The following is a 13,550-nucleotide window of genomic DNA, read 5'->3' on the forward strand; positions in this document are numbered from 1 at the left end:
ATGCCGCGTTGTAGTCTTTCCAGTTGGTCGTTCGGTACTTCAGCTTTACGGGAGCAATCATGCCGTCAGTTTACCCGTGCTGCGCCTCGGCCGCTGATGGGCCGATTTGTGCAACAAAGCCACATCACGTATATCCACGCATTTGAAGGTTGGCTCTGTCTGGCCATCATCCTGGCCATCAAGTAGCACACGACGCGCTTCTGGTCGCAAGTCCCGCGCATCGACCAAAGTCACCTCAGGATATAGCCTGAATCCGATGTCTGTTTCCATCCCCCACTGATCAGGGCGTCGCTGAGCGCCCTTGCGAGCGTCGGCATTCAGACTCCTCCCGACTGTTATGCGGTCAAGGAGGGGGTAGCAGGTCGGTTTAAAAAGTGGAAGTTGCAGAATCCTTTGCGGATGTACTCTGCTGATGACCTCAAGACTTGGACGCATGAGGACGTTAGAATACAAAAAACCCCCGGACCTCATAGGAGATCCGGGGGTTTCATGGGACTGCTGAGTCTCAGCAATCACTTATCTGGCGGAGACGGTGGGATTCGAACCCACGATACGGGTATAAGCCGTATGCTTCCTTAGCAGGGAAGTGCCTTCGGCCACTCGGCCACGTCTCCAATCAGAACCAACGTTTGCACGTCAGCGCTGAGTGCAGGCATCTTAAGGGCTGGACCTCATCGCGTCAAGGACGCACGCCCAAAAATTTTGAAATTTGTTAACCTTGCTCCAGGCCAAATGCCTTGTGCAGCGCGCGCACGGCCAGCTCCATATACTTCTCGTCGATCAGTACCGAGATCTTGATTTCCGAGGTCGAGATCATCTGGATATTGATACCCTCTTCCGACAAGGTACGGAACATCTGCGACGCCACGCCGACGTGGCTGCGCATGCCCACGCCCACTGCCGACACCTTCGACACCTTGGCGTCGCCCAGCACGCGGGTTGCGCCCAGCGCTTCCTGCTGGCTCTCCAGCACGGTCATCGCGCGCACGTAGTCGCCCCGCGGCACGGTGAAGGTGAAATCGGTCTTGCCGTCCACCGACTGGTTCTGGATGATCATGTCGACTTCGATGTTCGCATCGGCGATCGGTCCCAGGATGTGGTACGCCACGCCCGGCTTGTCCGGCACGCCCAGGACGGTGATCTTTGCTTCGTCGCGATTGAACGCGATGCCGGAGATGACGGCTTGTTCCATATTGCTTTCTTCCTCAAACGAAATCAGGGTGCCGGACTGGGCTTCTTCTTCCAGCGGCATCAGGGGATCGGTCAGCGACGACAGCACGCGCGTCGGCACCTGGTAGTTACCGGCGAACTCGACCGAGCGAGTCTGCAGCACTTTCGAGCCCAGCGAGGCCAGTTCGAGCATTTCCTCGAACGTGATCTTCGACAGGCGGCGCGCCTCGTCCACCACGCGCGGGTCGGTCGTGTAGACGCCGTCGACGTCAGTGTAGATCAGGCATTCCTCGGCCTTCAGCGCGGCCGCAATCGCCACTGCGGAAGTATCCGAGCCGCCGCGGCCCAGGGTCGAGATATTGCCTTCTTCATCCACGCCCTGGAAACCGGTGATGATGACGATCTTGCCGGCCGCGACGTCGCGCAGCACGCGGCTGTCGTCGATCGACTGGATGCGCGCCTTGGTGAACGACGAGTCGGTGCGGATGCCCGCCTGCCAGCCGGTGTACGACACCGCATCCTTGCCGATGGCCAGCAGTGCCATGGCCAGGAGGCCCACCGACACCTGCTCGCCGGTCGAGGCGATCATGTCCAGTTCGCGCGGGTCCGGTTGCGGCATGATTTCCTTGGCCAGACCAATCAGGCGGTTGGTCTCGCCCGACATCGCGGACGGAACAACGACGATTTGGTGACCTGCGTCATGCCACTTGGCCACCCGGGCCGCGACATTCTTGATACGGTCCGTCGAGCCCATCGACGTCCCGCCATATTTGTGGACAATTAAAGCCATATCAGGAAGGGTTCCAGCTTGTGTAAAGAGAAAAGAGGACCCTAAATGTAGCATGCTGCAACGCGGCATCACAAGGCTTGAAGAACGAAAAAGCTATATGGAAAGAAAATAACTTAATGCGTTTTCGGAATACACTTGCCTATACAATCCCGCGTCAGCTCGCTTCCCAACGAAGTCCGATCAACTCCCGGCCGCTTGCCGACCAGTGCCGGCAGTCCATGCCGATGCCCGCCGCGAACAGCAGGTCGAAGTCGCGGCTCACGGTCGGCAGGCGCTCGCGTTCCCAGGCCGGCACGCCCAGCGCCTGGTAATGCGCCTTCAGACCACGCGATGGCCGGTTGGCCGCGAGTTTCAAGCGCTCCCCGCCCTTGCGAAAGTCGAGCGTCAGCGTTTGTGCGCGCAGCCAGGCCGGATCGAAACCCTGCTCGGCCCGCTCGAAGTGCAGCACCCCGCCGTAGTCCGGGAAAGCGATCGACGCCTCGCCCTGCCAGCGGAACGTCTGCCCTTCCCTGTCGAGCACGCCGATATCGTCCGGATCGCGCATGCCGGAGAGAATCGGCAGGTGCGGCGTCAGGTAGAGCTTGCCGCGATGGCGGCGGATGTGGCAGCCCGGATGCGTGACCTTCAATTGCGCATCCTCGCGCGCCGAGAACAGCTGCGACACCATCTCGTTCAGCCAGGCCGTCGACGGCATCGCCAACCCGCGCACCGAGAACAGGTGACGCATGAAGTTGTCGATGCGGTCCTCGCTCAAGCCACCCAGATAGGCCAGGTCGATGGCGTCGCCCTCCTGGCAGGCCGCCAGGTCCTGGGCCGCCAGCTCGTCGAGCAGGCGCTGGGCCGAGGCCACGTGGGCCGCGCCGCGCGCCAGCCGCGCCTGGAATCCCGGGAAGTTCGTCGCCAGCGCCGGCATCACCTGGTGGCGCAGCGCATTGCGGGTGTAGCGCGGGTCCTGGTTCGATTCGTCCTCGACCCAGGCCAGCGTATGCTCGCGCGCATACGCTTCCAGCGCCGTGCGCGGCTGCGACAGCAGCGGCCGCGCCAGCACCAGGTCGGCCACGCCCAGCAATCCCGGCGCGAGATTGTCCGCATCCATGCCCGACAGCCCGGCGGCGCCCGAGCCGCGCAGCAATTGCAGCAGCACGGTCTCGGCCTGGTCGTCCAGGTGGTGGGCGGTGAGCAGCAGCTTGACGTCGTGCGCGCTACACATCTCGCCCAGCGCGGCGTAGCGCAGCTTGCGCGCCGCGGCCTCGATGCCGGAACCGTCGTGCGGGATCGTCACGCGGCGATGGTCGAAGCCGATGCCGAGTTCGCCGGCGCTGCGCTCGCAATGCGCGCACCAGGCGTCGGCATGCTGGCTCAGTCCGTGATGCACGTGAAAGGCATGCAGCCGCACGCCCTGCTGTGCGCACCAGTCGTGCGCCAGCCGCAGCAAGACCATCGAATCGAGGCCGCCGCTACAGGCAACTGCTATGGATTGGGGAGTGTATTTGTCGCGCAGGCCGAGCATGGCCTGCGCGAACGATGCCGGGACCAGCCCGGCCGGGTTGGCCCCGCGTTTGGAACGGCTCAGAGGATTACTCCTCGCGCGGCAGCGTTTCCTTGAACTTGCCATAGCTCATCAGCTTCGCGTGACGGGCTTCCAGCAGGTCCTTGGTCTTCATGCCCTGGAACTGGCGCAGCGAGTCGGCCAGTGCGCGCTTGAGCAGTTGCGCCATCTGCGCCGGATCGCGGTGGGCACCGCCCAGCGGTTCGCTGACGATCTTGTCGACCAGGCCCATCGCCTTCAGGCGGTGCGCGGTCAGGCCCAGGGCTTCGGCGGCATCGGCCGCGCGTTCCGAGGTCTTCCACAGGATCGAGGCGCAGCCTTCCGGCGAGATCACCGAATAGGTCGAGTACTGCAGCATCAGCACCGCGTCGCCGACGGCGATCGCCAGCGCGCCGCCCGAACCGCCTTCGCCGATGATGGTGGCGATCAGCGGCACCTTGAGTTCGGCCATGACGTACAGGTTGTGGCCGATGGCTTCCGACTGGCCGCGCTCTTCGGCGTCGATGCCGGGGAAAGCGCCAGGGGTGTCGACGAAAGTGAAGATCGGCAGGCCGAACTTCTCGGCCAGCTTCATCAGGCGCATCGCCTTGCGGTAGCCTTCGGGCTTCGGCATGCCGAAGTTGCGCATCGCGCGCTCTTTGGTGTCGCGGCCCTTCTGGTGGCCGATCACCATGCATGGCTGGCCGTTGAAGCGGGCCAGGCCGCCGATGATCGACTGGTCGTCGGCGAAGGTGCGGTCGCCGTGCAGCTCATGGAAATCGGTGAAGATCGCGTTCACGTAGTCCATCGTGTAAGGACGCTGCGGGTGACGCGCGATCTGCGACACTTGCCACGGAGTCAGCTTGGCATAGATGTCCTTGGTGAGCTGCTGGCTCTTCTTGTCCAGGCGATCGATCTCTTCGGAGATGTCGACAGCGGAATCGTCTTGTACGAAACGCAGCTCTTCAATCTTGGAATCGAGCTCGGCAATCGGCTGCTCAAAATTGAGGAAAGTTGTTTTAGTCATTGTACCTCCGGGGTAATGTCTTGGGCCGCGCTCCGTGATGCGCGGCCGATCAGGGCGCTATTCTACCGTAAGCCGACAGCGGATCGAACGTCGGAATTGCAGGGTTAACGTCGAGTATTAGCGTCTAGGCAAGAGGCGCAACGGGGTCCAGGCTGCGCCACAAATACCAAGTAGCAACCGTGCGCCAGGGTTCCCAGTTGGCGGAGACCTCGCGCGCATCGCTGCGCGAGACCGGCTCGCCCGAGAAATAATTTTGGCTGATGCCCTGGATCAGGCCGGGGTCGTCCAGTGGCAGGACGTTCGGCCGCAGCAGATTAAATATCAAAAACATCTCGGCTGTCCAGCGCGTGATGCCGCGGATCTGGACCAGCTCGGCGATGACGGCTTCGTCATCCATTTCCGACCACAGGTCGGCATGCACCCGCTTGGCCTTGAAATGGTCGGCCAGGTCGAGGATGTATTCGGTCTTGCGCTTGGACAGGCCGCAACCCGACAGTTCCACGGCGCCCAGCTTGATCACCTGGCTCGGCGCCAGCTTGGGACAGACGGCAAGCAATTTACCCCAGGCCAGGTCGGCCGCCTTTGGCGTCACCTGCTGGCCGACGATCGAACGGGCCAGCGTGATGAACGGGTCGGGCTGGCCGCGCAGGTGCAGGTCGCCGAACTGGGGGATCAGCTTGTTCATGATGCGGTCGCGCTGCATCAGTTCGCGCTTGGCCTCGGCCCAGTAGATCGGCACCGCCAGCGCATCCTGCGCCGGCGATGCCGACGACTCCACGCTGGCGCCTGCGGCGGCGCCGCCGGCCTTGTCCTTGTTGGCTGCCATTATGCGCGGCGCCAGGTCGTTCCGTCGGCCTTGTCTTCCAGGACGATGCCGGCTGCCGTGAGTTCCTTGCGGATCGCGTCGGCCTGGGCGAAGTCGCGCGCGGCCTTGGCGGCCGCGCGCCGCGCGATCGCGTCCAGGATCGCTGCTTCGTCGAGTCCACCCTCGCCCGGCGTGCCCGCCTGCAGGAAGTCTCGCGGCGTGCGCTCGAGCAGGCCCAGCACGGCGGCCAGCGCCTTCAATTGGCGTGCAGTTTCCACCGACTTGCTGCGGTTGACTTCGCTCGCCAGGTCGAACAGCTCGGCCACCGCCAGCGGGGTATTGAAATCGTCGTCCATCGCTTCGCGGAAACGCTTCGCGTGCGCTTCGTCCCAGTCGACGGCGAGCTCGCCATCGCCCAGGTCGATATCGTTCAGCGCCGTGTACAGGCGGGTGAGCGCGCCCCTGGCGTCGTCGATGTGGACGTCCGAGTAATTCAGCGGGCTGCGGTAGTGGGCGCGCAGGATGAAGAAGCGCACCACTTCGGCGTCGTACTTGGCGAGGACTTCACGGATGGTGAAGAAGTTGCCCAGCGACTTGGACATCTTTTCGTTGTCCACGCGCACGAAGCCGTTGTGGATCCAGTAGTTGACCATCGGGCCGCCGAAGGCGCCTTCGGATTGCGCGATCTCGTTCTCGTGGTGCGGGAATTGCAGGTCGGCGCCGCCGCCGTGGATGTCGAAGTGTTCGCCGAGCGTGGCGCACGACATAGCCGAGCACTCGATGTGCCAGCCCGGACGGCCGCGGCCCCATTGCGAATCCCATTTCGCTTCAGCGGGCTCGGATTCCTTGGCAGCCTTCCACAGCACGAAGTCGAGCGGATCGCGCTTACCGGTATTGACGTCGACGCGCTCGCCGGCGCGCAGGTCGTCCAGCGACTTGCCCGACAGCTTGCCGTAGCCCTCGAAGCCGCGCACGGCGTAGTTGACGTCGCCCTCTTCGGTTTTATAGGCCAGGCCCTTCTGCTCAAGCTTCTCGATGATCGAGAGCATGTGCGGCACGTATTCGGTGGCGCGCGGCACCACGGTCGGCGGCAGGATGCCGAGCGCTTCGGTGTCTTCGTCCATGTATTTCTCGAAGCGCGAGGTCAGCGCGCCGATGGTCTCGCCATTCTCGACCGCACGCCGGATGATCTTGTCGTCGATGTCCGTGATGTTGCGCACGTAGTTGACCTCGTAGCCGGACGCCATCAGCCAGCGGTACACGACGTCGAAAGCCATCATCATCCGCGCGTGGCCGACGTGGCAGTAATCGTAGACGGTCATGCCGCACACATACATGCCGACCTTGCCAGTGACCTTGGGAACGAATACCTGCTTGTCACGCGCGAGCGTGTTGTAAATCTTGAGTTGGCTCATTGAATTCCGATTCGGAAGAGGAGCGCCGGGCGCAGCACAGACCGCAAACTCCGGCGCAGCAACAGCAATGCTGGTGCGCCCTGGACGGGTGCGGCGTCGGGTTCGCCTGACTCCTCGGTGTTGTTCTTATTTGATAGAATGGGACGTTGCTCTGCGCACGCCTTTTGTAAAGTATAGCATTGATAAAATCCCGGCTGGCCGCCTACGGTCCAGCTTTATTTTTGGGGAAAACCCTTGACAGCGCCTTGCGCGAGGTCCATCAGAGGAAGCCAGATGTCGTCACCGATCACCCGCCGTTCCCTGCTCGCCCGTATGACGGGCGCCACTGCCGCCCTGGCCTGCGGCCTGCTGCTCCCGGGCGCCGCGCTGGCCCAGGACGCCCTTGATCCGGCGGCAACGCCCGCGGTTGCCGAAGCCCCGGCCATGGTCGGCCCGCAGTATACGATCAAGACCACGATGGGCGAGATCGTCGTCCAGCTGGACCAGGAAAAAGCCCCGAAGACCGTGGCCAACTTCGCCGCCTACGCCAAGTCGGGTTTTTATAAAGGCACGATCTTCCACCGCGTGATCGACGGCTTCATGATCCAGGCCGGCGGCATGAACGAGAAATTCGAGGGCAAAAAAACCCTCAAGCCGGTGAAGAACGAGTCGGACAACGGCCTGTCGAACCAGCCCTATACGATCTCGATGGCGCGCGAGGACAATCCCGACAGCGCGACCTCACAGTGGTTCATCAACGTCGCCGACAATTCCGGCATCGACCATCCCTTCGTCAAGGGCTCGGGCTATACCGTGTTCGGCAAGGTCGTGAAGGGCCAGGACGTGGTCGACAAGATCAAGGGCGTGGTGGTCGACGACGTGCGCGGCATGCAAAACGTGCCGGTCGTGCCGATCAAGATTACCAACGTCATCCTGCTTCAGCGCGACAAGCTAGTAAAATAACGGTTTGCCGCAGTTGCAATACAGAGCAAACAACAACCCATAGAACAGGACAAGCCATGACGACTATTCTCATCACCACCAACCAGGGCAATATCACCGCCGAGCTGGACGCCGAAAAAGCACCGAAGACCGTTGCCAACTTCCTCGACTACGTGGGCAAAGGCCACTTCACCAACACCATCTTCCACCGCGTGATCAAGGACTTCATGATCCAGGGCGGCGGTTTCGAGCCAGGCATGAAGCAGAAACCGACCGAAGCGACCGTCGAGAACGAAGCCAAGAACGGCCTGAAGAACGACAAGTACACGCTGGCCATGGCCCGCACCTCGGCGCCGCACTCGGCATCGGCCCAGTTCTTCATCAACACCAAGAACAACGCCTTCCTCGACTACCCTGGCCAGGACGGCTGGGGCTATGCCGTGTTCGGCAAAGTGACCGAAGGCCAGGAAGTGGTCGACGCGATCAACGGCGTCAAGACCAGCCGCAGCGGCATGCACTCGGACGTGCCGGTCGACGCGGTCATCATCGAAAAGATCGAAGTGCTGTAATGGGCGGCGCGCACCAGCACCAGTCAATCCGATGACGCTGTCCGCGCGCCCGCTCGCGCTGTTCATCTCCGACCTGCACCTGCAGGTCTCGCACCCGCGCACGCTGGAGGCCTTCCTGGCCTTCATGAAAGAGCGCGCGGTGCATGCCGAGCGGCTCTACCTGCTCGGCGACATCTTCGAATACTGGGCCGGCGACGACGACCTCGCCGACCCGTTCAATGCGCAGGTCGTGGCCGCGATCCGCGCAGTCAGCAACGCCGGCACCGCCGTCTACTGGATGGCCGGCAACCGCGACTTCCTGGTCGGCGACGGCTTCGCCGAAGCCGCCGGCCTGCAGCTGCTGCAAGACCCGCATGTGATCGAGGCCGGCCCACGCCGCGTGGCCCTGCTGCACGGCGACGCCCAGTGCACGCTCGACACCGCGTACATGGCGTTTCGCGCCCAGGTGCGCCAGCCTGCCTGGCAAGCCAACTTCCTCGGCATGCCGCTGGCCCAGCGCAAGGCCATCATCGCCGGCCTGCGCCAGGGTTCGCGCGACGCGCACACCGACAAATCGTACGAGACCGTGGACGTCACGCTTGACGCGATCGACGCCGTGTTCCTTGATACCGGCGCCGACGCCATCATCCATGGCCATACCCACCGCCCCGCCGTGCACGAGCACGGCAATCGCTTGCGCTACGTGCTGCCCGACTGGGAGCTCGACGCCGAGCCGGTACGCGGCGGCTGGTTCGCGCTGCATGCCGACGGCAGCATCGTGCGCCACGACCTGACCGAACTCAAGCGATAAGCCGCTGCCGCTCCCCGCTCCTGGCCGCGCGCTCGACCGCCGCGACCAGCCGGCTATTGTGCAGCGCATGCGCGAAGCCCGGAGTGGCGTAGGTGCCGCCGGCGATATCGCGCGCCAGGCTGGCATAGACTTCGCCGACATTGATCGCCGCGCCTGCCCAGAAGTCGGCGGCGGTTGGCCCGACGCCGGACGCGACCGGCGCATCCGGCGCCGCGAACGCCACGCTGGCCGACAGCGCCAGGTCGCCGACCTGGACGCCGGCCAGGTGGGTGCCCGACAAGGTAAGCGTGCCTTCCGTGCCCCGCAGCTCGAGCCTGAACCCTGCATCCGGCGACGCCACGCCCGCCAGGACTTGTACCGACACCGAGGCGCCGCGCGCGGTGCGGGCGATCAGGTCGACGTGGTCCTGGATCTCGCGCACCGAGACCGTGCCGGTATCGACCAGTTCGATCTCCGGCCACAACAAGGCGGTGCGCGCATCGACCTCGACGATGTCGCCCAACACCGCCTCGACCACGTCCAGCACGTGGGCCGTCGTGATCGTCAAGAAGTTCGCGCCGGATGCCGATTTATTGAAATAGTCGTAGGCAGCCATCGATTGCGGACCGAAGCCGAAGGTTGTCGCGCGCACGTGCGCCGACAGCAGGCGCCCGAGCTTGCCCGATGCGACCAGTTCGGCGGCGCGGCGCACCGACGGATTCAGGCGCCCCTGCAGGCCGATCGCCGTATGCAGCCTGCCGGCCGCAGCCGCCATCTCTTCGGTCTCGGCCAGGCTGGCGCCGAGCGGTGCCTCGCAGTAGACCGCCTTGCCGGCGCGCAGGGCCGCCAGCACCAGTTCGCGGTGCGCCGGCACCTTGACGGCGACGGTGACGATATCGATCGTGTCGTCCGCGATGAGCCGGTAGGGATCGGCATACCAGCGCCCGGCGCCGAAGCTGTCGGCCGCGGCGCGCGCGCTGTCCTCGTGGCGCGTGGCCACCGCCGCCAGGACCAGGCCCGGCTGCGAAATGATCGCGGGCACGTGGGAAGCGCCGGCCCAGCTGGCTTTGGCGTCCGCACCGATGATTCCGACCCGTAATGATGTGCTTGCCATCTTGTATCGCTCCGAATGAATAAGGGAGCACCGATGGTAAAAGCTTGATTAGGCATGCGGAAGCCATCAATCGCCACATGACTGTCAAGTTGTGATTTACACTGATGGGATGAATCCTTCCCTGCTCCCCTCGCTCGCCTGGTTCGCGCGCATTGCCCATCACCGCAGCTTTACCCGCGCGGCGGCCGAGATGGGGGTGTCGCGCGCCGCCCTGTCGCAGAATCTCAAGACCCTGGAGCGCGAGCTGGGCACCCGGCTCCTGTACCGCACCACGCGCGACATGGCGCTGACCGAGGCCGGGCAGCGCCTGCTCGACAGCCTGCAACCGGCCTTGCGCCAGATCGAATATGCGCTGCACAGCCTGGGAAATGCGGATGGCGCGGTATCCGGGCTGGTGCGCATCAATACCTCGCGCCTGGCCGCCAGGACCTTGATCGAACCGCAGCTGGCCGGCTTCCAGGCCCGCCATCCCGGGGTACGGCTCGAACTGGTCATGGCCGACGCGCTGTCGAACATCATCGCCGACGGCTGCGACGTCGGCATCCGCCTGGGACGCAGCCTGGCCGAGCACGTCGTCGCCGTGCCGCTCAGCCCGCCAGTGTCGATGGCCGTGGTCGGCGCTCCCGCCTATTTCACGCGGCACGGCGTGCCCGACACCCCGGCTGATCTGGCCGGCCATGACTGCATCAATTACCGCTATCCCGGCACTGGCGCCCTGCACGACTGGGATTTCCGCGAACCCGGCGCCGGGGGCCGCCATTTCACCCAGGCGGTGAGCGGCAAGCTCACCACCAACGACGACGAGGGCATGACGCGGATGGCGCTCCAGGGCCTGGGCCTGATCCAGATCGTCGACATCGCGGTGCGCCGCCAGCTTGCCGACGGCAGCCTGGTGCAGGTCCTGCGCGACTGGCGCCACGAGGACGCCGGCTTCTACCTGTACTCGCCGGCGCGCGAGCACATGCCGCCCGCCGTGCGCGTCCTGCTCGACTTCCTGGTCGAGCGGCGCGAGGCCATGCCTTCACGCTAGAGCGAGCAATGTTCGGGTATGCATGTTTACATTTGCGCAGGAGGTGTTATAGTGAACTACATCACCACCTCAATACCTCACCATGGAGGCAATATGAGCACCACGCCGCAAGACACCGCAAGGGAGACCGACAATGAGCGCCGACTGGAACGATAGCACCCCGATCTACCGCCAGCTCAAGGAGCGGGTGGTCGGCATGATGCTCGACGGCGTACTGCAAGCCGGCGATGCCCTGCCCTCGGTGCGCTCGATCGCCGCCGAGTATCAACTCAACCCGATCACAGTGTCGAAGGCATACCAGGAACTCGTCGACGAGCACCTGGTGGAAAAGCGAAGGGGAATTGGCATGTACGTCACCGAAGGAGCAAGCGAAAAACTGCTGGCAAGCGAACGCGAACGCTTCATCCGCGAAGAGTGGCCGGCCATGGTCGAGCGCATCCGCCGCCTGGGGCTGGATGTCGAACAGCTGCTGCGCGACTGCGGCAATCCACAGGGAGGTGCGGCATGAACACCGTTCAAGACGCGATCCCCAACACAGCCCCGAAGCCAGCCTCGAGCGCGGTCCTGTCCGCCCGCGGTTTGACCAAGCGCTACGGCAAGCAGGTGGCCGTCGACGGCATCGACTTCGAGATCCCGGCCGGCCGCATCGTCGGCCTGATCGGCCCCAATGGCTCGGGCAAGACCACCACGCTCAAGGCGGCCCTGGGCCTGATCCCGTTCGAGGGCGAGCTGTCGGTGCTGGGCCTCGATCCGCGCACCCAGCGCGACGCCTTGATGAAGGACGTGTGCTTCATCGCCGACGTCGCCATCCTGCCGCGCTGGCTGCGGGTGAAGGATGCGGTCGACTTCGTCGAGGGCGTGCATCCGCGCTTCGACCGCAGCAAGGCCGAGCGCTACATCGCCAATACCAAGCTCAAGCCGGGCATGAAGGTCAAGGAAATGTCGAAGGGCATGGTCGTGCAGCTGCACCTGGCGCTGGTGATGGCGATCGACGCCCGCCTGCTGGTGCTGGACGAGCCGACGCTCGGGCTCGACATCCTCTACCGCAAGCAGTTCTACCAGCATCTGCTGGAAGACTACTTTGACGAACAAAAAACCATCGTCATCACCACCCACCAGGTGGAAGAGGTCGAGCACATCCTGACCGACCTGCTGTTCATCCGCGAAGGGAAGATCGCGCTCGCGGCGTCGATGGAAGAGATCGGCCAGCGCTACGTCGAGGTGATGGTGCCGAACGAAAAGGCTGCCGCGGCGCGGGCCCTGCAGCCGCTCGACCAGCGCGCCATGTTCGGCAAGTCGGTGATGCTGTTCGATACCCAGCGCGCGGGCGGCCTGTCGCGCAGCCAGCTCGAAGCCCTCGGCGAAGTGCGCCACCCGAGCGTGGCCGACCTGTTCGTCGCCACCATGAAAGGAAGCTACGCATGAATACGCACATGAGCACGCACATGAGCACGATGAAATGGCTGATCCGGCGCGAGCTGTGGGAACACAAGGGCGCCTTCGTCTATGCGCCGCTGGTGGTGGCGGCGGCCCTGGTGCTGCTGCTCGGCGGCGGCTTCCTGTACGCATTGACGTCAACTGCCTTCCATATCCAGCACAATGGACATCAGATGATCACGATCGAGGGCGTGCCGCCGGAGATGTATGCCAAGGCGGCGGCGATCGCGGCCTCGAGCTACCTGGCGATCACGGCGCCGCTGTTCCTGGTGCTGCCGGTGGTGGCGTTCTTCTACTGCCTCGCGGCCCTGCACGACGAACGGCGCGACCGCAGCATCCTGTTCTGGAAGTCGCTGCCGATGTCGGACCAGGAGACCGTGCTGTCGAAGGCGGCGGTCGCCCTGGTTGTCGCGCCGCTGCTGACGGTGGCGATCGGCATCGCCACATCGCTGGTGCTATTGGTGCTCGGCCTGCTGGCCAGCGCGGTCAGGGGCGTCAACCTGATCGCCCCGGTGCTGGCCAACGCCAACTTCTACCTGTCGCCGCTCTACCTGCTGAGCTTCCTGCCGCTGTACATCGTGTGGGCGTTGCCGACCGTCGGCTGGCTGCTGCTGGTGTCGAGCTGGGCCCGCTCCAAGGTATTCCTGTGGGCGGTCGGCGCGCCGCTCATCGCGCTGGCCCTGCTGGCCTGGTTCGATTTCCTGGTCGGCCGCTTCTCGGGCCTGAGCCTGAACGTCAAGTGGTTCGGCGAAGAGGTGGTGGCGCGCATCCTGGGCGGCCTGATGCCCGGTATCTGGTTCGGCGAAGTCAATGGCCGGGCGCTGGCCGAACAGAACGCCGGTTTCGACGGGCCGATGCTGATCGGCCTGTCCTACGGCACGCTGGCCTCGCCCGCGGTGTGGATCGCCGCCGCCGCCGGCTGCGCGATGATCTACGGCGCGATCCGCGTGCGCCGCTGGCGCGACGAGGGTTGAT

The 13,550-nt window shown here is 64.3% G+C and carries 14 protein-coding genes and 1 tRNA gene; 8 read left to right on the forward strand and 7 right to left on the reverse strand.

Translation table 11 applies throughout. From position 1 onward, the window contains the following. Positions 1-186, forward strand: a 186-nt coding sequence (locus J3U95_RS25530; RefSeq protein WP_208281383.1) for a hypothetical protein, incomplete at its 5' end; no start/stop codon positions are given. A gap of 335 nt (positions 187-521) precedes the next feature. On the opposite strand, the gene J3U95_RS25535 is transcribed toward J3U95_RS25530, so the two are convergent. From J3U95_RS25535 to cysS, 6 genes are all read right to left on the reverse strand, one after another. Then, positions 522-614 (reverse strand) — tRNA-Ser (locus J3U95_RS25535). Positions 615-712: 98 nt separating this feature from the next. Next, positions 713-1,960, reverse strand: a complete 1,248-nt coding sequence (locus tag J3U95_RS25540) for an aspartate kinase (RefSeq protein WP_208281384.1) — start codon at positions 1,958-1,960, stop codon at positions 713-715. Positions 1,961-2,114: 154 nt separating this feature from the next. Next, complete coding sequence (gene tilS, locus J3U95_RS25545; protein WP_208281385.1) at positions 2,115-3,470, reverse strand: tRNA lysidine(34) synthetase TilS; 1,356 nt, start codon at positions 3,468-3,470, stop codon at positions 2,115-2,117. A gap of 67 nt (positions 3,471-3,537) precedes the next feature. Then, complete coding sequence (locus J3U95_RS25550) at positions 3,538-4,515, reverse strand: acetyl-CoA carboxylase carboxyltransferase subunit alpha (RefSeq protein WP_208281386.1); 978 nt, start codon at positions 4,513-4,515, stop codon at positions 3,538-3,540. 124 nt (positions 4,516-4,639) lie between these two features. Beyond that, positions 4,640-5,341, reverse strand: coding sequence for a DNA-3-methyladenine glycosylase family protein (locus J3U95_RS25555; RefSeq protein WP_229520100.1), 702 nt, complete (start codon positions 5,339-5,341; stop codon positions 4,640-4,642). After that, positions 5,341-6,735 (reverse strand): cysteine--tRNA ligase, encoded by a 1,395-nt coding sequence (gene cysS / locus J3U95_RS25560; RefSeq protein WP_208281387.1) that lies wholly within the window; start codon positions 6,733-6,735, stop codon positions 5,341-5,343. Before cysS ends, J3U95_RS25555 begins: the two co-directional genes overlap by 1 nt. 273 nt (positions 6,736-7,008) lie before the next feature. Here cysS and J3U95_RS25565 point away from each other — a divergent pair, with 273 nt between their 5' ends. The 3 genes from J3U95_RS25565 to J3U95_RS25575 are packed head-to-tail and all read left to right on the forward strand — an operon-like array spanning position 7,009 to position 9,015. Then, positions 7,009-7,677, forward strand: a complete 669-nt coding sequence (locus J3U95_RS25565; protein WP_208281388.1) for a peptidylprolyl isomerase — start codon at positions 7,009-7,011, stop codon at positions 7,675-7,677. 56 nt (positions 7,678-7,733) lie between these two features. Further along, positions 7,734-8,225, forward strand: a complete 492-nt coding sequence (locus J3U95_RS25570; protein ID WP_208281389.1) for a peptidylprolyl isomerase — start codon at positions 7,734-7,736, stop codon at positions 8,223-8,225. 31 nt (positions 8,226-8,256) lie between these two features. Next, positions 8,257-9,015 (forward strand): UDP-2,3-diacylglucosamine diphosphatase, encoded by a 759-nt coding sequence (locus J3U95_RS25575; RefSeq protein ID WP_208281390.1) that lies wholly within the window; start codon positions 8,257-8,259, stop codon positions 9,013-9,015. On the opposite strand, the gene J3U95_RS25580 is transcribed toward J3U95_RS25575, so the two are convergent. Further along, positions 9,005-10,108: a Gfo/Idh/MocA family protein gene (locus J3U95_RS25580; protein WP_208281391.1), complete on the reverse strand. Its 1,104-nt coding sequence runs from the start codon at positions 10,106-10,108 to the stop codon at positions 9,005-9,007. The two genes, J3U95_RS25575 and J3U95_RS25580, sit on opposite strands and share 11 nt — an antisense overlap. Before the next feature lie 109 nt (positions 10,109-10,217). On the opposite strand from J3U95_RS25580, the gene J3U95_RS25585 reads away from it, so the two are divergent. The 4 genes from J3U95_RS25585 (at position 10,218) to J3U95_RS25600 (ending at position 13,549) form a co-directional block, all read left to right on the forward strand. Continuing rightward, the gene (locus J3U95_RS25585; RefSeq protein ID WP_208281392.1) at positions 10,218-11,138 is read left to right on the forward strand and encodes a LysR family transcriptional regulator; all 921 of its coding nucleotides are present in this window, start codon (positions 10,218-10,220) and stop codon (positions 11,136-11,138) included. A 133-nt stretch (positions 11,139-11,271) separates the two neighbouring features. Continuing rightward, on the forward strand, positions 11,272-11,646 hold the full coding sequence (locus tag J3U95_RS25590; protein ID WP_208281393.1) for a GntR family transcriptional regulator: 375 nt from the start codon (positions 11,272-11,274) through the stop codon (positions 11,644-11,646). Then, positions 11,643-12,563, forward strand: a complete 921-nt coding sequence (locus tag J3U95_RS25595; RefSeq protein ID WP_208281394.1) for an ABC transporter ATP-binding protein — start codon at positions 11,643-11,645, stop codon at positions 12,561-12,563. The genes J3U95_RS25590 and J3U95_RS25595 overlap by 4 nt, the downstream gene beginning before the upstream one ends. A gap of 20 nt (positions 12,564-12,583) precedes the next feature. Further along, positions 12,584-13,549 (forward strand): hypothetical protein, encoded by a 966-nt coding sequence (locus tag J3U95_RS25600; RefSeq protein WP_229520101.1) that lies wholly within the window; start codon positions 12,584-12,586, stop codon positions 13,547-13,549. Position 13,550: the final 1 nt, after the last annotated feature.

It is taken from the genome of Massilia oculi (assembly GCF_017582745.1).
Taxonomy (GTDB): domain Bacteria; phylum Pseudomonadota; class Gammaproteobacteria; order Burkholderiales; family Burkholderiaceae_D; genus Telluria; species Telluria oculi_A.